Annotated in this window: 21 protein-coding genes and 2 tRNA genes; all 23 read right to left on the reverse strand. The window is 48.1% G+C overall.

The window, feature by feature from the left end; genetic code table 11:
• Positions 1 to 320: 320 nt before the first annotated feature.
• Positions 321 to 1802 (reverse strand): lysine--tRNA ligase, encoded by a 1482-nt coding sequence (gene lysS, locus Q7C19_RS15245; protein ID WP_155960241.1) that lies wholly within the window; start codon positions 1800 to 1802, stop codon positions 321 to 323.
• A 161-nt stretch (positions 1803 to 1963) separates the two neighbouring features.
• Positions 1964 to 2956 carry a tRNA dihydrouridine synthase DusB gene (dusB, locus tag Q7C19_RS15250; protein ID WP_290787821.1) on the reverse strand — a complete coding sequence of 331 codons (993 nt, stop codon included), beginning with the start codon at positions 2954 to 2956 and terminating at the stop codon, positions 1964 to 1966.
• A complete protein-coding gene (folK, locus tag Q7C19_RS15255) occupies positions 2956 to 3471 on the reverse strand; it encodes a 2-amino-4-hydroxy-6-hydroxymethyldihydropteridine diphosphokinase (protein WP_056062018.1) in 516 nt (171 codons plus the stop codon). Before folK ends, dusB begins: the two co-directional genes overlap by 1 nt.
• Complete coding sequence (gene folB / locus Q7C19_RS15260; protein ID WP_035413281.1) at positions 3468 to 3839, reverse strand: dihydroneopterin aldolase; 372 nt, start codon at positions 3837 to 3839, stop codon at positions 3468 to 3470. Before folB ends, folK begins: the two co-directional genes overlap by 4 nt.
• A 2-nt stretch (positions 3840 to 3841) precedes the next feature.
• Positions 3842 to 4627: a dihydropteroate synthase gene (gene folP, locus Q7C19_RS15265; RefSeq protein WP_035413278.1), complete on the reverse strand. Its 786-nt coding sequence runs from the start codon at positions 4625 to 4627 to the stop codon at positions 3842 to 3844.
• Complete coding sequence (locus tag Q7C19_RS15270) at positions 4624 to 5463, reverse strand: aminotransferase class IV (RefSeq protein WP_035413274.1); 840 nt, start codon at positions 5461 to 5463, stop codon at positions 4624 to 4626. The genes folP and Q7C19_RS15270 overlap by 4 nt, the downstream gene beginning before the upstream one ends.
• Positions 5447 to 6028, reverse strand: a complete 582-nt coding sequence (locus Q7C19_RS15275) for an anthranilate synthase component II (protein WP_035413271.1) — start codon at positions 6026 to 6028, stop codon at positions 5447 to 5449. Before Q7C19_RS15275 ends, Q7C19_RS15270 begins: the two co-directional genes overlap by 17 nt.
• Positions 6025 to 7410: an anthranilate synthase component I family protein gene (locus tag Q7C19_RS15280; protein ID WP_375092397.1), complete on the reverse strand. Its 1386-nt coding sequence runs from the start codon at positions 7408 to 7410 to the stop codon at positions 6025 to 6027. Before Q7C19_RS15280 ends, Q7C19_RS15275 begins: the two co-directional genes overlap by 4 nt.
• Before the next feature lie 87 nt (positions 7411 to 7497).
• Positions 7498 to 8442 (reverse strand): cysteine synthase A, encoded by a 945-nt coding sequence (cysK, locus tag Q7C19_RS15285; RefSeq protein WP_056062013.1) that lies wholly within the window; start codon positions 8440 to 8442, stop codon positions 7498 to 7500.
• Between the two features lie 80 nt (positions 8443 to 8522).
• Positions 8523 to 8834, reverse strand: coding sequence for a hypothetical protein (locus Q7C19_RS15290; RefSeq protein WP_035413262.1), 312 nt, complete (start codon positions 8832 to 8834; stop codon positions 8523 to 8525).
• Between the two features lie 12 nt (positions 8835 to 8846).
• Positions 8847 to 9770 (reverse strand): Hsp33 family molecular chaperone HslO, encoded by a 924-nt coding sequence (gene hslO, locus Q7C19_RS15295; protein ID WP_023466563.1) that lies wholly within the window; start codon positions 9768 to 9770, stop codon positions 8847 to 8849.
• A 9-nt stretch (positions 9771 to 9779) separates the two neighbouring features.
• Positions 9780 to 10541, reverse strand: a complete 762-nt coding sequence (locus tag Q7C19_RS15300; RefSeq protein WP_035413293.1) for a type III pantothenate kinase — start codon at positions 10539 to 10541, stop codon at positions 9780 to 9782.
• A 182-nt stretch (positions 10542 to 10723) separates the two neighbouring features.
• On the reverse strand, positions 10724 to 12727 hold the full coding sequence (gene ftsH / locus Q7C19_RS15305) for an ATP-dependent zinc metalloprotease FtsH (RefSeq protein WP_035413259.1): 2004 nt from the start codon (positions 12725 to 12727) through the stop codon (positions 10724 to 10726).
• 120 nt (positions 12728 to 12847) lie between these two features.
• Entirely contained in the window at positions 12848 to 13393 is a 546-nt protein-coding gene (hpt, locus tag Q7C19_RS15310; RefSeq protein ID WP_035413256.1) for a hypoxanthine phosphoribosyltransferase, read from the reverse strand.
• A 33-nt stretch (positions 13394 to 13426) separates the two neighbouring features.
• A complete protein-coding gene (tilS, locus tag Q7C19_RS15315) occupies positions 13427 to 14659 on the reverse strand; it encodes a tRNA lysidine(34) synthetase TilS (protein WP_375092398.1) in 1233 nt (410 codons plus the stop codon).
• A 71-nt stretch (positions 14660 to 14730) separates the two neighbouring features.
• Positions 14731 to 14802: transfer RNA gene (locus Q7C19_RS15320), tRNA-Glu, on the reverse strand.
• A gap of 10 nt (positions 14803 to 14812) precedes the next feature.
• A tRNA-Met gene (locus Q7C19_RS15325) sits at positions 14813 to 14889 on the reverse strand.
• A 153-nt stretch (positions 14890 to 15042) separates the two neighbouring features.
• Positions 15043 to 15558, reverse strand: coding sequence for a S1 domain-containing RNA-binding protein (locus tag Q7C19_RS15330; protein ID WP_035413250.1), 516 nt, complete (start codon positions 15556 to 15558; stop codon positions 15043 to 15045).
• 83 nt (positions 15559 to 15641) lie between these two features.
• Complete coding sequence (locus Q7C19_RS15335; RefSeq protein ID WP_035413247.1) at positions 15642 to 16019, reverse strand: FtsB family cell division protein; 378 nt, start codon at positions 16017 to 16019, stop codon at positions 15642 to 15644.
• Between the two features lie 66 nt (positions 16020 to 16085).
• Positions 16086 to 16358, reverse strand: a complete 273-nt coding sequence (locus Q7C19_RS15340; protein ID WP_023466556.1) for an RNA-binding S4 domain-containing protein — start codon at positions 16356 to 16358, stop codon at positions 16086 to 16088.
• Complete coding sequence (gene yabN / locus Q7C19_RS15345) at positions 16355 to 17785, reverse strand: bifunctional methyltransferase/pyrophosphohydrolase YabN (RefSeq protein WP_375092399.1); 1431 nt, start codon at positions 17783 to 17785, stop codon at positions 16355 to 16357. The genes Q7C19_RS15340 and yabN overlap by 4 nt, the downstream gene beginning before the upstream one ends.
• Positions 17782 to 19329 carry a putative polysaccharide biosynthesis protein gene (locus tag Q7C19_RS15350; RefSeq protein WP_375092400.1) on the reverse strand — a complete coding sequence of 516 codons (1548 nt, stop codon included), beginning with the start codon at positions 19327 to 19329 and terminating at the stop codon, positions 17782 to 17784. Before Q7C19_RS15350 ends, yabN begins: the two co-directional genes overlap by 4 nt.
• Complete coding sequence (gene mfd, locus Q7C19_RS15355) at positions 19326 to 22841, reverse strand: transcription-repair coupling factor (RefSeq protein WP_375092401.1); 3516 nt, start codon at positions 22839 to 22841, stop codon at positions 19326 to 19328. Before mfd ends, Q7C19_RS15350 begins: the two co-directional genes overlap by 4 nt.
• Positions 22842 to 22890 lie beyond the last annotated feature (49 nt).

Below are 22890 nucleotides of genomic sequence, written 5' to 3' on the forward strand. Positions count from 1 at the left end.
TTTTGTATTCCGTAGAATACGATTTTTGCCTCATCGTTCAGTTTTCAAAGTTCGTCGTGTCGTTTTCAGCGACTTTAATATCTTAACAAGTTATCAACCCGATTGTCAACAACTTTTTTTGATATTTATTTTTGTGTGTCACGACCATTCGCGGCACAAGAAGTAATATACCATGGCTTTTTGAATCGTACAAGCATTTTATTAGAAAAACATTTAAAAACTTTTGTTTACCCGTTTTTTGACTTGTTTATTCCTGTGTTGATTCCAAAAAGAACGCTCCGTTCCTTCTATACAGTATAGAAAGAACAGAGCTCTACTCATTAATTTTGTTGGTGACGCATCGTTGGGAAGAGTAATACATCACGAATCGATGGCGCATTCGTCAACAACATGACGAGACGATCGATCCCGATCCCAAGACCACCCGTTGGCGGCATACCGTACTCGAGTGCTTCAATGAAGTCTGTATCCATTTCATGCGCTTCGTCGTTTCCTGCTTCTTTTTCGACGAGTTGTGCTTCGAAACGTTCACGTTGATCGATTGGATCGTTCAATTCCGTGAAGGCATTCGCATGCTCACGACGGACGATGAATAATTCAAAACGATCCGTAAAGCGTGGATCTTCTGGATTTTTCTTCGCAAGTGGTGATACTTCAACAGGATGACCATAGACGAATGTTGGTTGAACGAGTGTTTCTTCTACTTTTTGTTCGAAGAACTCATTCAAGATATGTCCCGTCGTCATGTGCGACTGGACTTCAACACCGTGTTCATGCGCGAGTTCAAGGGCACGTTCGTTCGAAATCTGTTCGAAGAAGTCGACACCTGTTGCTTCTTTAACGAGATCTACCATGTGCGCTCGTTTCCAACCGACAGATAAATCGATGACGTCTTCTCCGTAAGTGACTTGTGTCGTACCGAGTACTTCTTGTGCGACGTGAGCAATCAGGTTCTCTGTTAAGTTCATGATGTCTTTATAATCCGCATACGCTTCATAGAGTTCGATCATCGTAAACTCTGGGTTATGACGTGTTGAGATTCCTTCATTACGGAATACACGACCGATTTCGTAGACTTTCTCAAGTCCACCGACGATCAAACGTTTCAAATGAAGCTCAATCGCAATCCGCATGTAAAGCGTCATGTCGAGTGCATTATGATGCGTGATGAACGGACGCGCCGATGCTCCACCCGCGATCGTATGCAACATTGGTGTTTCGACTTCCAAGTATCCGAGGTTATCAAGATATTGACGGATTCCACGAATGACTTTACTTCGCGCGATGAATGTCTCACGTGATTCTTGGTTCGTAATAAGGTCGAGATAGCGCTGACGGTAGCGTTGCTCGATATCCTTTAATCCATGATATTTATCCGGAAGCGGACGTAACGCTTTTGTCAATAACGTAAATGCTGTGACGTGAACAGAGAGTTCACCAACATTCGTCTTGAACACGTATCCTTGGATCCCGACGATGTCACCTAAGTCACATGTCTTATAGATCTCATACGCCTCTTCACCGACGTCATCTTTACGAACATACAACTGAATTTGACCTTGTACATCCTGAACATTCGTAAAGCCAACCTTCCCTTTACGACGTGTCGTCATGACACGACCTGCGATGGCAACTTCCGGTTTCAGTTCAGCCAATTCTTCTTTTGTATGTTCACCAAATGATGCACGAATGCTCGCAGTATCCGTCGAACGTTCAAAACGTGCGCCGAATGGATCGAGACCTTGTTCACGCATGGCGTTCATCTTACTGAGACGCACCTGCATTTGATCGTTCATTTCCATATCCTGACTCACTGTCTTCACTCCTTTTAATAATGGTTCACGACGATTCTCTCGAATAAAAAGCTGCCGGAATGACCGACAGCCCTTTAGAAAACCGATACGCTCATCTTCAATGCAACTAGCGTACCACAAAACGACTCTGTCCGACTATACTTTACCTGTTAGGCATACGCTACGTCTTCTTCGAGTGTCTGCAAGTACTGCTGTAACAGTTCAACGAGTCCCGTATGCGTGTCGATGTTAAATAACGCATTGCGAACGCGACCGTTCCCCTTCATTCCTTTCAAGTACCAGGCGACATGTGTCCGCATTTCGCGCACGGCGAGTTCTTCTCCTTTTAGCGCGACCAGTCGTGTAGCGTGCAAGAGACAAATATCAATCTTCTCGCGCGCCGTCGGTTCTGCCGGAAGCGTTCCTGATTCGAGATACTGGATTGTCTGATACAACATCCAAGGGTTTCCGAGAGCGGCCCGTCCGATCATGACACCGTCGACACCAATCTCATCAATCATTCGTTTAGCATCTTGTGGGGTTTGAACATCCCCGTTTCCGATGATTGGAATATTAACCGCTTTTTTTGCTTCACCGATGATGTTCCAGTCTGCGACACCTTCATATTTTTGTGAACGTGTCCGTCCGTGAATGGCAACAGCCTTCGCGCCACCTGCTTCTGCCGCTTTGACATTATCGACACAATAGATGTGATGACTGTCCCAGCCGGTCCGCATTTTGACCGTCACCGGTTTATCGATCGCTTGTGTCACCGCATGGACCATCTCATAGACCTTATCCGGATCAAGCAACCATTTCGCTCCAGCATCACTTTTCGTGACTTTCGGGACCGGACACCCCATATTGATATCAATGATGTCGGCATTCGTGTTCGCATCGACATATCGCGCTGCTTGAACGAGTGTCTCCTTTGAACCACCATAGATTTGAAGACTCAGCGGTTTTTCCCGCTCATCCACGTACAGCATCTGTAGCGTCCGTTCGTTCTCGTACAAGATCCCTTTATCGCTGACCATCTCCGCACAGACGAGTCCCGCGCCGAATTCTTTTGCGATCAATCGAAACGCGGGATTACAGACGCCTGCCATCGGTGCCAAGATGACTTGATTCTTCAATTTGACATCACCAATGTTAAATTCCATTATTGTTCCTCCGCTTCTAAAAGACCACCTAAGCGTCGCACACCGTTTCGTTCTGTCTCTGGTAACTGCTGGTACAATTGCTCGACACTTTGCCCAAGACCAGGTATGACGCATGTTGCTGCTAGTTCCCGTAATGGCGCGAGGACGAATGCCCGCTCTTGCATCCGCGGATGCGGAACGGTTAATCCTTCAAGGTCAATACGTTCTCCCCCATATAACAAAATATCTAAATCAAGCGTCCGCGGTCCATTTTTGAACAGACGCTCGCGTCCTTCTAACTGTTCGATTTCCTGCAGTCGCTCAAGTAAGACATCCGCCTCGTCCGTCGTTTGAATCCCGACGACCATATTATAAAATAAATCCTGATCGAGATACCCGACAGGTACAGTCTCATAAATGGAAGAGACCTTTACATCATGAACAGACGATAAGGCTCTCAGGCGAGCGATCGCTGCTCTTAAGTGAGCCGCTTTATCACCAATGTTTGAACCGAGTGCAATGTAAGCTTCCTTCATGCATAGTCCCCCCGGAGTCGATTGATCTCGACTGCCACATGTTCATAATGACCAGCAATCGGCGGATCCGGTTTGATAACTTTGATCGATGCTTCTTCAATCCGCCCGTCTAACGCAAAGACTTCTTTTGCAATACGATCCGCCAAGGCTTCGACGAGTTGGAGCGGTTCTCCTTCGACGACACGTTTTGTCGCTTCATACAATTCAGCGTAATTGACACTTTTCGTCAAATCATCCGTCCGACCGGCTTCTGCCAATGCAAGTCCGATCGATAAGTCGACATTGAAGCGTTGACCGAGTTTCGTCTCTTCTGCAAATACACCGTGATACCCATAAAAACGCATTCCTGTTACATGAATTCGATCCACCGTCATTCTCCTTTCGTCGCAGCTAACATGATGTCCATCATCTGCGCTGCCCGTTTGACTTCTTTGACGTCATGCACGCGCACCCAGTCACATCCTTGTTGAATCCCGTAGCAAACCGTAGCAATCGTTCCTTCAAGTCGTTCTTCCGTTGGCAATCCAAGCGCGAGACCAATCATCGATTTACGGGACGTTCCGAGTAAAACCGGATACCCGAAGTCCGTGACGATAGACAGGTAACGCATCAAGTACAAGTTCTCTTCCTGCGTTTTCATAAATCCAATCCCTGGGTCGAGCCAAATGTGCTCTTCCGCCACGCCTGCCTGTTTCGCTAACCGGATCGATTCCTCAAGGTCAGCCCGGACTTCCGCAAGCATATCTGTTCCATGCGCCGTTTCCCGGTTATGCATTAAAATGATGGGTACTTCATACTGCGCAGCGACCTTGACCATCGAACGATCGCCCCACTTCGAACCCCAGACGTCATTGATGATGTCCGCTCCTGCTTGAATAGCAGCTTCTGCGACGACCGGTTTATACGTATCGATCGACACGAGGACGTTCAGCTCTCGTTTAATGCGTTTAATAATCGGTAAAACACGAGCGAGTTCTTCTTCAACTGACACGAACGCCGCACCCGGTCGTGTCGATTCTCCACCGATATCGATCGCATCTGCTCCATCCGCGACAAGCTGACGCGCTTGCCGCATCGCTTGCTCGATATCAACATATTGTCCACCGTCCGAAAAAGAGTCCGGTGTCACGTTCAAAATACCCATGATGTAGGTCATGGTTGTTCCCTCCTTGTTGTCACATGTTCGACAGATTGATCGAAGAGTTTCATAATCTCCGCATACCCTGTTCCGTTGATTCCGGGGAAAGGGCGTCCGTCAAGTGACGAAATGGCGACCGCTTCCTGAACGGAATTCGTATAGATGATCTCATCTGACTCTTCGAGCTGTGGTAAATATGCCAGACGTTCTTCGACCGGTAAATGTTGCATGAGGAACTGACGGGTAATCCCATTCAATGCACCGGTCTCAAGCGGTGACGTATACCATGTACTTCCGTAACGCCAAAAGATATTTGACGTAATGCCTTCACAGACATGACCTTCCTTCGTCAAGAACAGCCCTTCTGCTTCTGGATTGAACAATTGACGTTTCGCGACTAGATTGTTCATGTAATGATGTGACTTTAAGCGATATGTCGTTTCCGGCGTACTGCGCGGCAAACGAATCGTCTCGAGTGCACGTTCCGCCCGTTTTCGCGGAGCGATTGGTTTCGCATAGATCAACACGGTTGGCGTATCGTAAGGGTCAATTGATAACCCAATCTCACGCGGACCAGCCGAAACATTCAACCGGATATAGAGATCGTTCGCCTCATATGCTTCATATAAATCTTGGATTGCTTGCCGTAAGGCTTCCCGGTCATACGCTAACTGTATCCCGAGTGCGACACAACTCATCCGCATACGTTCGATATGATCATCGAACAAAAACGGATGTCCGTTATACGTCCGAAACGTCTCGAATATCCCCATCCCGTAGACGAATCCATGATCAAGTGGGGAGATTCTTATCTCTTCTTCTCGTTTGATGATTCCGTCATGCCAGAGATACATAATGCGTCAACTCCAAGAAATTTTTTAACATCTGTTTACCGTCTCGTGTCAAAATCGCTTCCGGGTGGAACTGGACACCTAAAATCGGTAACGTCCGGTGACGGAGTGCCATGATCTCTCCGCCGGCTTCCGCTGTCACTTCGAGTACTTCCGGGAATGTCTTACGTTCAACGACAAGTGAATGGTAACGCGTCACCGGTGTCGCTTGTGGGATCCGTTCAAAGATCCCTTGTCCGTCATGCGTCAGTGGCGAGACTTTTCCGTGCATCAATTCCTTCGCTCGGACGACTTTACCACCGAATACTTGCCCAATCGCTTGATGACCCAAGCAAACTCCTAGGATCGGTACCTTCCCCGCAAAGTAAGCAATCGCCTCTAAACTGATCCCCGCTTCATTCGGTGTACAGGGACCCGGTGAGATGACGAGATGATCAGGCTGCAACGCTTCGATTTCTGCAAGCGTAATCGCGTCGTTGCGAAATACCCGGATGTCTTGTCCAAGTTCGCCGAAATACTGGACTAAGTTATACGTAAAGGAATCATAGTTATCAATCAATACAATCATCGTGTTCCCTCCGCCGTTTCTTTTGTCACCCATAACGCTTTGGCTTTAGTAAGTGACTCTTCGTATTCACGTGCTGCGTCCGAGTCCGTGACGACTCCAGCACCTGCTTGAACATATGCCATCCCATCTTTTGCAACGAGTGTCCGAATCAAGATGTTGAAAATGACATCATCCGCCCAACTGATGAAGCCAAGCGATCCAGTGTAGATGCCACGCCGGACCGGTTCCAGTTCTTCAATGATTTCCATCGTCCGGATTTTTGGCGCGCCGGTGATCGTCCCACCTGGGAACATTGCGGCGAGCACTTGACTCCCGGAGTGTTCCGGAGCCACTTCGCCTCTGACATTTGAGACGATATGTTGCACGTGGGAGTATTTCTCGATCACCATCAGCTCATCGACATGGACCGTACCATAACGACTAACGCGCCCTAAATCATTACGCTCTAAATCAACGAGCATCACATGCTCTGCCCGTTCTTTTTCGTTATCGAGTAAGGTTTTCGCGAGTCGTAGATCCTCCGCTTCATCCTTCCCACGTGGCCGTGTTCCCGCAATCGGACGCGTTGCTAACGCATCACCGATTTTTTCGACGAGCAACTCAGGTGAGGCTGACACAAGTGTTAAATCCTCATCTGCGAAGTAACCCATGTATGGAGAAGGATTAATTTGTCGTAATACATCATACAGATGTTCCGCTGTCGTCCCAAGCGGTTCTTGTTGACGGACGGACAAATTGACTTGGAAGACGTCACCATCCTCAATATACGATTTAATCCGGTGTGCCGCTGTCATGAACGATTCCTGTCCGAAAGCTCGTTCTCGTTCGCCGGATGAACCGGTTGTTGTAAACTGCGGTCTATTTGTCTTGACGCACCAACGTGCGACTTCTTCTTCAAGAATCTGTGTCGCTTCCTCTGCTGTGTCTCGCGTTACGGCAATGAACAACTGCTTCGTCTCCTCATCAAACACGGCAACTTCATCGTACCAGTAGAACGATAGATCAGGTGTTTGTAGATCATCCATCGCTTGCTCCGGTAGCTTTTCTAAATAACGGACAGCATCATAACTGACATATCCAGCAAATCCACCAAAGAATGGCGGCATTCCATCCGGTCGGATGGATTCACGTTCGACGCGGAGTCGTTCGAGTAGATCAAACGGGTTTGCCGTCGACGTCTCGACTTTTCCATCTGTCTCAATCGTCGTCATCCCGTCCTTTGTCCGGACGTATCCGACAGGACGAGTCGCCGCCATCGTATACCGTCCGATTCGACCGCTTTCGAGCCAGACGTGTCCCGTTGTGCCATTCGTCTGTTCGACATACCGATTGTAGAATTGTTCTTTCGTCCATGGTATTGCTTTATATTTCGTCTGTCGCATACGCGTCCCCCACTTCGCACTATTCTGCTCTCATTATACGCAAAAAAGTACACGGAAGCCGAATGACTTCCGTGTACGTATGATGGATTACTTCGATTGATCCGCTTCTTCCTCGACTTGATACAGCGGTGTACTTAAGTACCGCTCACCGTTCGAAGGAATGATCGCGAGAACGTTTTTCCCTTTACCGAGACGTTTCGCCGTCTTCAGTGCCGCTGCAATCGCAGCACCTGACGAGATACCGCCTAAGACACCGTTCGTCTTCGCTGCTCGGCGTGCGTGATCAAATGCTTCTTCCGTCGTGATTTGCTCGACACCATCATAAATATCTGTATCGAGAATCGACGGTACGAATCCAGCACCGATACCTTGCAGTTTATGCGGCCCCGGTTTACCACCTGATAAGACCGGTGAATCCGTTGGTTCAACAGCAATGATTTCAATGCCTTGGAAAGCATCGCGCAACACTTTACCAGCACCCGTGATCGTTCCACCGGTTCCGATTCCCGCGATGAACGCATCGAGTTGCATACCTTCGAACGCTTCGACGATTTCAGGACCTGTCGTTTTTTCATGAACGACTGGATTGGCACCGTTATTGAATTGTTGCGGCATGAAGTAACCGTGCTCTTCCGCTTCCGCTGTCGCGCGAGCGATCGCACCCTTCATCCCTTCAGGACCTGGCGTCAAAATCAATTCCGCACCATAGGCGCGAAGCAACGTCCGACGTTCCATGCTCATTGTTTCCGGCATGACGAGGATGGAACGGTATCCCTTCGCCGAAGCGACCATCGCTAGTCCGATACCCGTGTTCCCACTCGTCGGCTCGATGATCGTATCTCCCTCTTTAAGTTGACCTGCTTCTTCTGCCGCTTCAATCATTGATAACGCGATCCGGTCTTTTACGCTCGATCCAGGGTTCATGTACTCCAGTTTCAGATATACATCTGCATCCTCAGGACCCGTTAGATGATGTAACTTGACGATCGGTGTCCGACCGACTAAATCTAATACTGAATTCGCAATACGCATGACCATTCCTCCTCATTAGTGAACCGCTTGAATTCCAAGTAATCCGATAGATTAATTATCAGCGGACTGGATGAAATCTGTCAATCAAAGCGTTTAACTTCCGGCTTTTTTCCATCCTTTGTCTGGCGCTCGACCGCTTCTTGAATCAAACGATCGATTGTCTGCTTCTCTTGTTCCGTTCGCATCGTCTGATAGACCATTGCTCGGGTGATTTTTTCATCACCGACTTCGGCGATGACATCCTCAAGCGGACCACCAATACTGTCCTGAACGATTTTAGGAGAATCGACCTTAGGGAGCTCACCCATGAAGGCATAAGCGCCGGTCATGAAATTCGTCAACAATAAGATGAAGATCAACATCCACAAGTACTTAGGTTGTACATTCCCCATATCGGATCCCTCTTATGCTCTTTCGAGTGATTTTTCGCGAAGTTCCTCTAATTCTGGAACATCATAGTGATAATGCTCTGAACAGAAGTGACAAACAGCTTCCGCGCCACCATCTTCATCAATCATCGCTTGAATCTCATCTGGTCCAAGGGCAATAATCGCTGTTGCTAATTTGTCGCGGTCACACGTACATTCGAATGACACCGGAATCGTATCAAGATGTTCGTAGTCACCGAGAACGAGTTCTAACATTTCTTCGGGTGTTTTTTCCTCACCGACGAGAATGGAGATTGGTTTAAGAGCTCCGACACGTTTTTCAAGCGCTGCGATCGTCTCTTCCGATGCACCCGGCATCAATTGAACGATCAACCCACCTGCTGCAATGACCGATTCGTCTTCTGGGTAAACGAGAACGCCAGCTCCAACGACTGATGGACTTTGTTCCGATACAGCGAAGTAATACGTGAAGTCTTCGCTGATCTCACCGGTTTGAATCGGAGATTGACCACCGACAAAGTCACGCAACCCGAGATCCTTGATGACAGAGATGTTTCCGCGACCGACCGCTTCACCGACTTTTAATTTCGTCAGACCGTCTGCATTGACGTACGTATCCATCTCGACGCGGGGACGACTGACATATCCACGAACGACCCCTTTTGCATCGGCATCGACGATGATTTTTCCGATTGGTCCATCGCCTTCGACTTTCAATGTGACACGTGTATCGCCTTTTTGCATCGTACCCATCATCGCGCCGATTGTTAGTGTCCGACCGAGCGCTGCCGTGACGACCGGTGTCGTCTGGTGACGAAGTTGTGCTTCATAGACCGTTTTTGTCGAACGGATCGCAAATGCACGAACTTCTCCGTTGAAGCCTAACGCCCGTACTAAATAGTCATCTTTTAATTGTGCTAATAATTCTTCCCGTTTCATCTTAATCCCTCACTTATTTCGTTCGTAGATAATCCGTAATCCATCTAACGTCAAGAATGGATCGACGATCTCAATCATCGTGGATTCCTCGCTGATTAGTCGGGCTAAACCACCGGTCGCAATGACCTTCGCTTCACCCATTTCTTCTTTCATCCGGTGAACGAGTCCGTCCACCTGCGCCACATATCCGAAATACGTACCCGATTGCATCGCATGGATCGTATTTCGTCCGATGGTTGACTGCGGTTTCGCAATTTCAATTCGCGGCAATTTTGCTGCCTTATTATAGAGTGCCTCGGTCGCAACCATCACACCCGGTGAGATGATGCCGCCGTAATACCGTTTTTGTGCATCGATGTAACAGTACGTCGTCGCTGTTCCAAAATCGACGATGATCATCGGTCCCTCGTATTTCGCCGTCGCCGCTACTGCATTGACGATTCGATCGGCTCCCACTTCCCGTGGATTATCGACTTTTAAATCGAGTCCTGTCTTGATTCCTGGTCCAATCAAAAACGGACGGCGTTTAAAGTAACGCACACACATATTTTCTAGTGGAAACACGACGGGGGGTACGACAGATGATAACACGATTCCCTCGATTTCTTCCACGTTTAGCTCTGCGTCACGAAACAACGCTTTGACGAGCATACCGTATTCGTCCGTCGTCCGTGTCCGGTCTGTCGCAATCCGCCAATGCTCGATCAACTCTTGTCCTTGATAGACACCTAAGACGATATTCGTATTTCCGACATCGATGACTAAAATCATTTGCTTATTTCCCCGCTTCTTCTCGATTTTCATGCTTCTTTTTATATTCCGTTGTTTCACGCTCGGAATGATATACGTTGTGATTATACCATGCTCGTATGGTCACACCTACCGATGTGTATTCGCTCGGTCTGTAACAAAAAAGAACGGATTCGATGCGAGATCGAATCCGTTCCATCCGTTTACACTTGATCGTCGCGACGCGGCGTATCTGGTGTATCCGTATCTACATTTTGTCCTTCGTCAACGACTGAACCCATTTGCGTTGGAGACTCTGTCGGTTGATCGACGGTTGCATCTGTCGATTCCGGTGCTTTCTCTTCTGCTTTTGGAGTCGTTGCTTCTGGTTCATGTTTTTTGTATTCGCCTGTCTCTAAGAGATGGTGAATTTGTTTTTGATCAAGTGTTTCGACTTCAAGCAACGTCGTTGCAATCAAGTCGAGCTGATCGCGTTTCTCAGTCAAGATATCTTTCGCTTTTTGGTAACAGCGGTTGATGATCGCTTGGATTTCCGTATCGATTTCGTGTGCAATCGCATCCGAGTAATTCTGTTCGTTTTGGAAATCACGGCCGAGGAAGACGTTACCGCTTTGACCTGATCCGAATTGAAGCGGTCCGAGTTTTTCACTCATTCCGAACTCCATGACCATTTTCCGTGCAAGACCTGTCGCACGCTGGAAGTCATTGCTTGCTCCAGTCGAGACTTCTCCGAAGACGATGTCCTCTGCAACGCGACCACCGAGCAATCCAGTAATCTTATCTTCGAGTTCCGGCTTCGTCATGAAGTAACGATCTTCTTTTGGCAACATGACGACGTATCCGCCCGCGTTACCACGAGGAACGATTGTTACTTTGTGTACTTCGTCCGCATCGTCGAGCGTGACACCGATGATCGTATGTCCAGCTTCATGCCATGCGACGATCTTTTTCTCTTTCGGCGAGATGATCCGGCTCTTCTTCGCTGGTCCAGCGATAACACGGTCAATCGCTTCTTCGAGATCAACGATCGAGACCTTATCACGATCTGCCCGAGCGGCAACAAGTGCTGCTTCGTTTAGAAGGTTTTCAAGATCCGCACCCGAGAATCCAGGCGTCCGTTGTGCGATGGCTTTTAAATCAACCGTTGAATCAAGCGGTTTGTTCCGCGCGTGTACTTTCAAGACTGCTTCACGACCGACGACATCTGGACGATCAACCGTGATTTGACGGTCAAAACGACCTGGACGGAGTAACGCAGGGTCAAGAATATCAGCACGGTTCGTTGCTGCGATCATGATGATGCCTTCGTTTTCACTGAATCCATCCATCTCGACGAGAAGTTGGTTCAATGTCTGCTCACGCTCATCATGTCCACCACCGAGACCTGCGCCCCGTTGACGACCGACAGCATCGATTTCATCAATGAAGATGATACATGGTGCGTTTTTCTTCGCGTTTTCGAACAAGTCACGAACACGTGATGCCCCGACACCAACGAACATCTCAACGAAGTCAGAACCTGAAATCGAGAAGAATGGTACGCCAGCTTCACCAGCTGCAGCACGCGCGAGCAACGTTTTACCTGTACCTGGAGGACCCACGAGGAGAACCCCTTTCGGAATACGGGCACCGAGCTTCGCGAATTTACGCGGATCTTTTAAGAATTCGACGACTTCGACGAGTTCTTGTTTCTCTTCGTCTGCGCCGGCTACATCATCAAACGTAATCTTTTTCTTCTCTGTATCGTAGAGGCGTGCCTTCGATTTCCCGAAGTTCATGACGCGACCGCCACCACCGCCACCTTGTGCTTGATTAATCAAGAAGAAGAAGAGGATGAATATGATGATGAATGGAACGATCGTCGTTAGTAACGCGATCCAACCACCATTCGTTTCTGCTGCCTTGAAGTCCATCTTGACTCCTTGGCTTTTCAATTGCGTGTAGAGATCCGTTAGTTCCGTATCAACAGCCGGTACGACTGTTTCATACGTCGAATCTTTTGCACGCAAATCTCCTGTCACATTATACGTCTGGCCTTCATACTGGAAGGTAGCCGTCTTGATTTCACCTTTTTCAACAGACTCGACAAACTGTGTGTAATTGATTTCTTTGCTTTTGTTCACTGGACTCTGCAAGTATTGCAGAAACAAGATCAAAGCTAGAAAAATGACCCCAAACACGAGGGTATTCTTCACTGCTCGGTTCATCTTATGCCTCCTCTCCGCATCCATCTCGTTTTTCTAATGGATGAATACGAATCCTGGCGCGACAGGGCGCGCTTTGTAATTGGTTTCATCTTATCATGGGACAGACGAGATTAAAAATAATTAGCCACCGTAGACTGCAGGTTTCAAGACACCTACATACGGAAGGTTACGGTATTTCTCTTCGTAATCCAGACCATACCCGACGACAAATTCGTGTGGAATGACGAAGCCGCTGTAATCTGCATGCAAGTCATTTTTCCGTCCTGTCGGTTTGTCGAGCAATGTCACGATTTTAACGGACTTCGCTTTCCGGTACTTGAAGAGGTCTACGAGGTAACCAAGCGTCAATCCGCTGTCGATGATATCTTCGACAATCAAGATGTCGCGTCCTTCTACCGATGTGTTCAAATCTTTTTCAATCTTGACTTCACCGGTTGATGTTGTCCCACCGTGATACGTCGAAACGTCCATGAAGTCCATTTCAAGATGCATATCCATCTTTTTGACAAGATCGGACATGAAAGGCATTGCGCCTTTTAAGACACACACAAGCAACGGAAAACGATCGTGATAATCCGCTGTCAAATCGCCGGCGAGTTCGCCCACTTTATTTTGGATCTCTTCTTCTGAAATCAATACTTTTTCCATATCGTTCATCAAGGTCATGCTAGGTATTCCTCCTCCATAATAAACACTACATTACCATTCTATCATTAAATAAGATTTTGCGAGGAGTTCAAATGACCCGAATATTGCAATTCGATGTCCAATGACGGCTAAAATCACTCCATTTGCATCGACGACGACCGGCACTTGTTCCCGGAGATAACGTGGAACCTTCGCATCAATCAGAATTCGACTGACTTTTTTCGAACCAACAGCAAGTTGAATCCGATCTCCCGGACGTGGCGGACGTACCGTCAACGGAAACGTAATCGCGTCCAGTGGGATCCCGTGCGTTCCAATTGAGAAGCGAAGCATTTGTTCACCATAATGATACGTTCCCAAATTCTCCCCTACTTGAAACGGTAAATCGTCATTCATTGACCGTATCACATGATCTTGCATCAAAAAGCCATATGCACGTCGCATCCTCCAGTTTCCATAATACACTTCGTCCGAGCCCTTATCCACCCGAAGCCATGTAACAAAGTGACGAATCGTTTCGGAAGAAAACGTATCGCCCGTTAACGTCGGCAAGACGAGCCGTTGTAAATCCGTCGGCAATTCTAAAATACGTGCGACCGGAATTCCGTTTGTTTCCTTACACCGGTCGAGATAGGTCGCGACGAATGTTGCCTGCTCACGCATGATTTGCTGTCGCGCATGTGCTGCTGCTGCTGTTGCCTGTTCAAAACCAGGACGAATGTCTCGTAGTGGCGGAAGAATCTTATGCCGAATTTGATTTCGTAAATAGGTCGTTTCTGCATTTGATGCATCCTCTCGCCACGGTACCTCATGTTGCCATGCATAATCGAGTAATGCTTGCTTCGATTCATGTAGTAACGGTCGATGTAACCAGCCGTTACCAAACGGACGAATGACAGGAACCCCATCAACTTGTGCTTCTCCTCGAACGAGCTGAATGAGCAACGTCTCGATTTGATCATCTTGATGATGGGCGAGAACAAGACGCGAGCGTCCGGTCTCTTCCATGGTGCGCTCAAAAAATGCATACCGTTCCTCACGACATGCTGCTTGAGAGCTCGTACGTCCTGCCCAGTCTAAACGCGTCATGAAAAACAAAATCTTTCGAGTTGCTGCCCAGTCTTCGATAAAATGTGCTTCTTCGTCGGATGCTTCTCGTAATCCGTGATGCACATGTGCAATTGCAATGTCATACCCTTCTCGATACAACCGATCGACGAGTACCATCGAGTCACATCCTCCAGACACTCCGACTAGGAGCGGTTCGAACGGCACACCTTCCATTACGACTTCACCCCTTTCCGTTAAAACCTAAAAAAAGCTATCTCTATATAATAGAGATAGCTTTTTGAGAATGACCCGTACGGGATTCGAACCCGTGTTACCGCCGTGAAAGGGCGGTGTCTTAACCGCTTGACCAACGGGCCAAAAAAAATATGGTAGCGGCGGAGGGAGTCGAACCCACGACCTCACGGGTATGAACCGTACGCTCTAGCCAGCTGAGCTACACCGCCATATTTTTAACTCGTGCGTCTTAAGCACATTTTCTATAATACGGGCAGGTCAAATGAAAGTCAACGCTTTTTATAAAAATAATTTTAAAAAAATAAAAGATGGAATGAACGGCGTCATTCCATCTCTATTCTTATAAAGAACAGGTCAGCAAGTTATTGACGTTTTGCGCCGCGCCCGCCACGTTTTGAATCCGTTTGACGTTTCAATGTAGCAAGACGATCTTCACTATCTTTCAGGAAACTAGACATCAACGTATCGAACGATTGTTCTTTGCGCGGTGGTGGTGTATTACGGCCACCTTTGTTGAAGCCTCCACGATTACCGCCTCCACGCGGTCCTTTGTTATCGAACGAACGTGGTCCGCGATCTTGTCCTGCTGGACGTGGTCCACGATCGAACTGACGTGCTGGACGTGGGCGTTCACCTTCTGGACGATCGACGGCTTTTTTAATGGAAAGACCAATCTTACCATCGTTTTCAACACTTAAGACTTTAACGGTGATTTCTTGACCAACCGTTAATACATCATTGATGTCCTTAACATAAGAATCTGCCACTTCACTAATGTGAACAAGACCAGTTTTCCCTGTTGGTAACTCAACGAACGCTCCGAAATTCGTGATGCCTGTTACTTTCCCTTGCACTTTGCTGCCTACTTCAATCGACATAAATTGTATTGCTCCTTTTTAGTTGATTCGTTTCTTATTATACGAGTGATTCATTCTTTTTTCAATCAATCGGCAACCTTCAATTAGTCTTCAGGTGAAAAGTAGAAGATCGTTTCTCCTTTTTTCGAATAGAGCAACTCACTCCGGGCTAAGTTCGCCACATATTCTTTATCATTGAGACGATTGATTTCTTCTTTCAGACGAGCAGTCTCTTTTTTTGCTTTCGTCTGCTCCTGTTCAGCTACTTGAAATGACTGCTTTTGTTCTGCGATCAATTGCCGTTTTTCCATGTATGACCACCCCATGAGGGAAAAGATGAGCAAAAAGACGGTCAGACACAAGAAAAAGCGATTTTTGAGACGTCGACGGTTTTCAATAGCATTCTGACTCAATTGCTTCTTACGGTCATTGAGCGGCTTGATCTTTGGCGTTTGACGCCCTGATTCGAGCGGTGTTGGCATATCATCCCTCCTCTTTCTGAGTGGTCATCCCTGACACTCTTTAGTATACTTCCTTTTTCCGGTAAATTACATCGATTCTTCGGAATTCACCTTTTCTTCACGGATGATTTCATACATATCAGATGCTTCTTCTTTTTTCGCATGTTCTTTAATGCTTGAAATCGCAACTGTCACGATCTTATTTCCGAACCGAATCGTCATCTCATCACCTGCTGCTACCGTGCTACTTGCTTTCGCTACATTACCATTGATCGTAATCCGACCTTGATCAGCAACTTCTTTCGCAAGCGTCCGTCGTTTGATCAGACGCGATACTTTTAAAAATTTATCAAGTCTCATGACTGTTCCTCCTGCTTCGCTTGATGCCAGAGTAAATCTTGCTCTTCAAGCGTCATCTCAACGAGCGGTCGATCCGCTAGTTGTTCCATCCGTGTAAAACGGCGAATAAATTTATCATTCGTTCGTTGTAATCCTTCTTCTGCCGATAGACCGAGGTATTTTCCGACGAGTGTTATCGAGAACAGGACGTCTCCAAATTCTCCGAGTCGTTCTTCTGGGGCGGCTTCTTTCAATTCACGTAACTCTTCGATCACTTTTCCAAGTGCCCCCTCGACATCTGCCCACTCGAAACCGACTTTCGCCACTTTCTTTTGAATGTCTTCTGCGCGCATCAAAGCAGGTGCTCCTTTTGTCACACCATCAAGTAAAGAAGTCCGCTCCGGTTTTTCTTGTGCTTTGATGTCTTGCCAGTTCGACACAACGTCTGCTGAAGAATCAACAGTCGTTTCCCCGAAGACATGGGGATGGCGACGAATCATCTTATCGCTGACGCTTCCGATGACGTCTCGAATATCAAAATACCCTTCATCTAGACCAATTTGTGCGTGGAGCATAACCTGTAAGAGGACGTCTCCTAGTTCTTCTATCATTAAGTTATCGTCCTGAAGGTCGATTGCTTCCAGTAATTCGTAAGATTCTTCGATTAAATGTCGTTTTAAGGACTCATGCGTCTGCTCTTGATCCCACGGACAACCACCTTCACCGCGTAATCGCGCGATAATCTCTTTTAAAGTCGCGAAGTCACGATTCAACGTCTGCTCATCCGTAACCGGTGGTACATAGACCGTCGTTAAGTTACTGAGCGTCGTCACATGATCGAGTTCATATAACGGTACGTTTTGAACGGTTTGCTGACTCGTACCTGCTGCTGTGACAAGAGTGACGAGATGTTCGTCCGGATACCGTTCCATCAACTGGACTTTTAAGTCGCCAGCGACGAGCGCGTCATAGACTTGCCCAATCAGTAGATGTTGACGAATCTGTGCTTCATCGACAGCAAATGCCGTTGCATCAAGTAACTGGAATCCTTCAATCGGATCCACGCCAAGTGCAGCGAACATCGGATCGAGAAAACTTTGTCCCCCTACGACATCGACATTGTCTGTCCGTTGCAACAACTGTTGCACAGTACTCTCAGCGACTAATGGATGTCCTGGAACGGCATAGATGATATCCGTCGTTTCAGAAAGACGAAGCAATTCCTCGACGATTTCTGTATATACGTCTTCAAACCGACTATGTCGTTCATAAACTGAGTCAAATGATGTAAAGTTCATTCCCTCTGCTGCAAGTTCTGAAACGACTGGATGATCCACTGTCCGCAAATAGACAGGTTGTGTCGTGTTTTTTAATAATCGATAGATGCCAAACGGCAATTGTTCGAGTTCGCCGACGCCAAGGCCGACGATCGTAATTCGGTGTGTCATATGCTCCTCCTACGTTGGTACATCTGATATAACTTATCTCCTAAAGGCAATAACGCCCACTCTTGTTCTGATAAGGCACGAAAGCGTAACGCCATACTGCCATAAATGATGGCACCACCGACGACAAGAACGCCGACTTCGAGTGCCGCACCGATTCGTGTCTCAAGCTCAAACAGCTGGAAAAACGTCTCGATCAGATACAGAAACACACCCATGGTAAGCACAGGTAAGACCAGTCTTCGATAAAAAACAGTTCCCGCAGATACACGACCGAACTTCCGGTTCAATAAAATCCATTGTGCTGCCGCCATGACGGCAAAACCGCCAAATGTCGCCATACCCGCCCCGATCATACCATATCGGGGAATGAAATAGAGGTTCAGAGTAAGCTTCGCCCCTAATCCGATAAGAACACCAACAAGCGCATACTTCTCGGCATCAACCGACTGGAGACAAGAGACGATCATCATCGCGATCGATGCGGCAAATGCCGTCGCTGCGAGCCAAATCAATCCCGCTGTTCCTTGATCATTTTGATATAACGCAATATTGAGCGGACGCATCACACCCATTAGCCCGATCGTCGCTGCAGCGGCAATCAATAAACCGGAACGGAGTAATGTCTCGAGTTGTTGACGCATCATCTGTGGATCGTGTTTCCGGTATGCGGTCGACAAGGCTGGCACACTCGCAAGACTCATCGACGTCGCAAACAGAATCGCGAATTGCAGTAACGGATACCCACGGTCGAGTATTCCTTTTTCGATTTTTGTTTCCGTCGTATTGCCAAGTAGATTGACGAACGTTAATCCATCAATCAATTGCATCAGCAACAAGGCAAGTGACGCGATACTAACTGCTACACCGCTTGTCACCAGCACTTTTCCGACACGTCTTATATGAATACTCGAAAATACCGGACGACCGATTTTTCCTTTCGCAAAGCGTAACAAGACGAATAACGAAGCGATGCTGCCACCAATCGCCGTTAAATGAGCGCTCGCACCAATCCAGTAGGGGTCCGCCTGCATCGAGACACCGATATACGTCACGAGCAACAATAGTCCGACACGGACGGCATTTTCAGAGACTTGAGATACAGCCGTCGGTCGCATCTCAAGATCTGCTTGGAACATTCCTCGTAGAACTGCAATCACGGGTAGTAAATAAAACGTACATGTTACCGCACGCAGGGGCACAACCAGTTTTGCATCCCCGAACCACCCAGCGAGCGTCGGGGCGATCCACCATCCGAGCAGACCGAAAAAGACGGTCATGGCAAGTAAGACATAAAAAATCGACCAGAGAACTTCTCGTTTCTCATCCGGGTGGTGAAGCGTCAACTTCGCCACGATGACAGGCAGCGCATAAATGCCGAGCGCTGCCGCAATCGCAAATAATGGATAGACGGTCTGATAGACGTACAATCCGAAATCACCAGCGAGGTTCTGATACGGAATCCGGTAAAAGAAGCTGAGCAATTTTGAGATATAACTAGAGATCGCAAGCAGTGCTGCGCCTTGCGCAATCGTTCGTCTATTCATCGCGCAACGAGCCGGCGATCAAGTTCCGCCAATAATTGTTCTGCCTGCATCGTCATCTGTTGCGTCGACTGTTTGTTGCGGTTGAGGGTTAAGACGAGTTTCTGCTCTTGTTGTCCCATTCCAAGACCACGTCCCAGTGGAACAGTCCATTTAACGAAGTCCGCCACATCGAGTTGTTGTGTCGATTGGAGCGATAAGACGATCTCAATTTTCGGATCGGTTTGTTTAACACGCTCGACACGCGCCCGTTCAGCGAAAATGCGCATTCGCGTCAACTGGATCAAACGCGCGACCTCATCCGGAAACTCACCGAATCGTTCAAGCATTTCCGTTTCGAGTTGTTCGAGACTATCGACGGTATCAACATATTTCAAACGTTTGTAGAACTCGATTTTCAGCTCGGAGTCTGCCATGTAGTGCGATGGAATATAGGCATCAAGGCTGAATGTGAACTCAGGAACGAATTTCTGGATGCGTTTTTTACCTTTCATCCGTTCTTTCCGCTCCTCGACTGCTTCTGCAAGCATCTGCGAATAGAGATCGAAACCAACAGAATCGATGAATCCAGATTGTTGCGAACCGAGTAAGTTCCCGGCACCGCGAATCGACAAGTCACGCATTGCGATTTTAAAACCGCTACCGAGCTCCGTGAACTCCTTGATCGCCTGTAGACGACTTTCTGCCACTTCCGTCAATCGTTTTTGCGGACGGTACGTAAAGTACGAGTAGGCGACGCGACTTGACCGACCGACACGACCACGTAATTGATAAAGCTGTGATAAGCCCATTTGATCGGCGTCATGAACGATCAACGTATTGACGTTCGGGATATCAATCCCCGTCTCAATGATCGTCGTACTGACAAGGACGTCGGCATCTCCTTCGAAGAAGGCGATTAGCTGACTTTCGAGTTCGGTTTCCGTCATTCGACCGTGAGCCGTGACAATTCGTGCTTCCGGTACGAGGGCGCGAATCTCTTCTGCCTTTCGCTCGATGCCCTCGACACGGTTGTAGAGGAAGAATGCTTGTCCACCACGTCCGAGTTCCCGTTCGAGTGCTTCCCGCATGACGATTCCGTCGTATTCCATGACGTATGTCTGGACTGGATAACGGTTTTCCGGTGGTGTCTCAAGGACAGAGAGATCACGGATTCCGATCATCGACATGTGCAATGTCCGCGGAATCGGTGTCGCTGTCAACGTCAAGACATCGACGTTTGTCTTCAACTGTTTCAGACGTTCTTTGTGTTTAACACCGAATCGTTGCTCTTCATCAATGATCAACAATCCGATATCAGCGAATTGGACGTCTTTCGACAGCACACGGTGTGTCCCAACGACGACATCGATCGTTCCCTCTTTTAACCCTTGTTTCGTTGCCTTCAATTCTGCTGGCGAACGGAACCGGCTCATGACCGACACTCGAATCGGCCATTCACTGAATCGCTCAAGCATTGTTTCGTAGTGTTGTTGCGCAAGGACGGTCGTCGGTACGAGCAACGCGACTTGTTTTCCAGACATGACTGCTTTAAAGGCTGCACGAATCGCCACTTCCGTTTTCCCGTACCCGACGTCACCACATAATAGACGATCCATCGGACGCGGACGTTCCATATCTTTCTTGATCTCGGCAATTGATCGCAATTGATCGACCGTTTCCTCATATGGGAAGGAAGCCTCGAACGCTTGCATGTTATCGTCATCCTCTGGGAAAGCAAAACCGACGGCAGCTTCACGAGCTGCATAGAGCTTGATCAATTCATCAGCGATATCCTCGACCGATTTTTGAACCTTCGCTTTGACCTTTTTCCATTCCGTTCCACCGAGTTTATAGATTTTCGGCTCTTTCCCTTCAGCCCCGACGTACTTTTGAATCAAGTCGATCTGATCGACAGGAACATACAACGAGTCCTCTCCTGCGTAGACGAGATGGAGATAATCCTGATGATTACCGGCTACATCAATCGTCTTGATGCCATGGTACCGCCCAATTCCATGATGAATATGAACGACGTAATCACCTGTCTTCAATTCTTGGTAACTCTTGATCCGTTCAGCGTTCGTCAGCTTCGTCGTCTGCTTCCGGCGACGCGCCGGTTGCTTGAAGACTTCTTCTTCTGTGATGACGACGAGGCGCGCATTCGTCATCTCGAATCCACCATGAATTCCGCCAATCAGGATCGCTGGTTGACCACGAGTGATGCCCTCTTTAGTTACGATCGAGGCTTCAACCCCATAATCGGATAACGTCTGGCGCATCCGCTCGGCACGTTCTCGGTTACTCGCTAAGAAGACCATCCACATGTCAGCACGACGATATCGCTCGACTTCTTGCTTCAGGCGTTCCATCTGACCATGGAACGGTGCAATCGGTTTGATGCTGAAATGGATTGCCGCACTCTCCGGTACACCGCTCCGACGAGTCGGAAGGAGCGAGAGGTACAACAATGGTTGTCCTTCAAAGACATGTGTCATCGGAACGGACAGAACGTAATCACTGACGCTTTGTCCGCGTTCAATGAGCGACGCCATCCATTCTGCTTCCTCTGCATCCTGGACTTCTGCCGCTTCTTCAACCCGCGCGACTTCATCGACGATCAAGACGCTGCCCGTCACGTCTTGACGTAACGTCGACGTGTAGAGGATTGGTGCATACTTCGCGAACTGTTTCGGACGATCGCCGTTTTCTAACAACTCGACGTCGTAAGCGATCCCCTCTTCGAGTGCCGCGAGGACTTCCGTACTTTGGACGCGCTCTTTCGTCACCTCATAAAGACGACGGACTTTTTCGCCAGCCTCCTTTAACTGATCCTTGGTCGCGAAGTGTTCGGCTGCTGGCATCAAACATGCTTCTGCGACAACACCGAGCGAACGTTGAGTCTCCGCATCGAATGTATAGATCGAGTCGATTTCCTCATCGAATAGATCGAGCCGGTACGGGCGTTCAACCGTGAGCGGATAAATATCGATGATACTCCCGCGAACGGCAAACTCACCTGGTGTCGTCACGGTCGCTGTCCGCTCATACCCCGCATCAACTAAATCCTGGACGAAGTCTGGAATCGATAAGATGTCGCCTGGCTTCACCTGTTTAACGTGCGACAAGAACGTCTCTGCACCCGGAACATATCGGCGTAAGCCAACGAGCGGAATGATTAGGATCCCATCGTCCGTCGTCAATAAACGATGACGGGTTTCGATCCGCGTTGCTCGCAGTTCCGGACTCGCCCCGTAAGAAAGTTCCGCGGCTAATGTCTCATCGACCGGATAGAGCATGACGTCTTCTTCCGGCACGAGTTCAATCAAATCATCGTACAACTTTTGCGCTTGGAACATATTATGTGTCACGAGTACGAATCGACGTTTCGTCTCCTGATAAATCCCGGCGACGAACAATGCCTTTCCACTATTCATCAGACCAGTGATCAACTGAGCGTTGACACCGTCCCGGAAGCGTTCCCGAACCGTCTTGATTTCAGGAATCGCTAATAAGAGTTCTTGTAATTGTTTCATCTTCTTCCTCCTAAAACACGACAGCAAAAACGCTTTGGAACCCCCAAAG

Source organism: Exiguobacterium sp. PHA03 (assembly GCF_041945985.1).
In the GTDB taxonomy this organism is placed as follows: Bacteria; Bacillota; Bacilli; order Exiguobacteriales; family Exiguobacteriaceae; genus Exiguobacterium_A.

Bases quoted from the DNA above. Each gene is read 5' to 3' on its own strand.
- hpt (WP_035413256.1), bottom strand. From the start codon at position 13,393: ATGACCTTGATGAACGATATGGAAAAAGTATTGATTTCAGAAGAAGAG.
- Q7C19_RS15330 (WP_035413250.1), bottom strand. From the start codon at position 15,558: ATGTCGATTGAAGTAGGCAGCAAAGTGCAAGGGAAAGTAACAGGCATC.
- Q7C19_RS15335 (WP_035413247.1), bottom strand. From the start codon at position 16,019: ATGCCAACACCGCTCGAATCAGGGCGTCAAACGCCAAAGATCAAGCCG.
- Q7C19_RS15300 (WP_035413293.1), bottom strand. From the start codon at position 10,541: ATGATTTTAGTCATCGATGTCGGAAATACGAATATCGTCTTAGGTGTC.
- ftsH (WP_035413259.1), bottom strand. From the start codon at position 12,727: ATGAACCGAGCAGTGAAGAATACCCTCGTGTTTGGGGTCATTTTTCTA.
- dusB (WP_290787821.1), bottom strand. From the start codon at position 2,956: ATGGAATTTAACATTGGTGATGTCAAATTGAAGAATCAAGTCATCTTG.
- tilS (WP_375092398.1), bottom strand. From the start codon at position 14,659: ATGGAAGGTGTGCCGTTCGAACCGCTCCTAGTCGGAGTGTCTGGAGGA.
- folP (WP_035413278.1), bottom strand. From the start codon at position 4,627: ATGACCTACATCATGGGTATTTTGAACGTGACACCGGACTCTTTTTCG.
- mfd (WP_375092401.1), bottom strand. From the start codon at position 22,841: ATGAAACAATTACAAGAACTCTTATTAGCGATTCCTGAAATCAAGACG.
- cysK (WP_056062013.1), bottom strand. From the start codon at position 8,442: ATGCGTATTGCGAATTCAGTATTAGATTTAGTCGGTCGGACACCGATC.
- yabN (WP_375092399.1), bottom strand. From the start codon at position 17,785: ATGACACACCGAATTACGATCGTCGGCCTTGGCGTCGGCGAACTCGAA.
- Q7C19_RS15350 (WP_375092400.1), bottom strand. From the start codon at position 19,329: ATGAATAGACGAACGATTGCGCAAGGCGCAGCACTGCTTGCGATCTCT.
- Q7C19_RS15270 (WP_035413274.1), bottom strand. From the start codon at position 5,463: ATGTATCTCTGGCATGACGGAATCATCAAACGAGAAGAAGAGATAAGA.
- Q7C19_RS15340 (WP_023466556.1), bottom strand. From the start codon at position 16,358: ATGAGACTTGATAAATTTTTAAAAGTATCGCGTCTGATCAAACGACGG.
- Q7C19_RS15275 (WP_035413271.1), bottom strand. From the start codon at position 6,028: ATGATTGTATTGATTGATAACTATGATTCCTTTACGTATAACTTAGTC.
- hslO (WP_023466563.1), bottom strand. From the start codon at position 9,770: ATGAAACGGGAAGAATTATTAGCACAATTAAAAGATGACTATTTAGTA.
- lysS (WP_155960241.1), bottom strand. From the start codon at position 1,802: ATGGAAATGAACGATCAAATGCAGGTGCGTCTCAGTAAGATGAACGCC.
- folK (WP_056062018.1), bottom strand. From the start codon at position 3,471: ATGAAGGAAGCTTACATTGCACTCGGTTCAAACATTGGTGATAAAGCG.
- Q7C19_RS15280 (WP_375092397.1), bottom strand. From the start codon at position 7,410: ATGCGACAGACGAAATATAAAGCAATACCATGGACGAAAGAACAATTC.
- Q7C19_RS15290 (WP_035413262.1), bottom strand. From the start codon at position 8,834: ATGGGGAATGTACAACCTAAGTACTTGTGGATGTTGATCTTCATCTTA.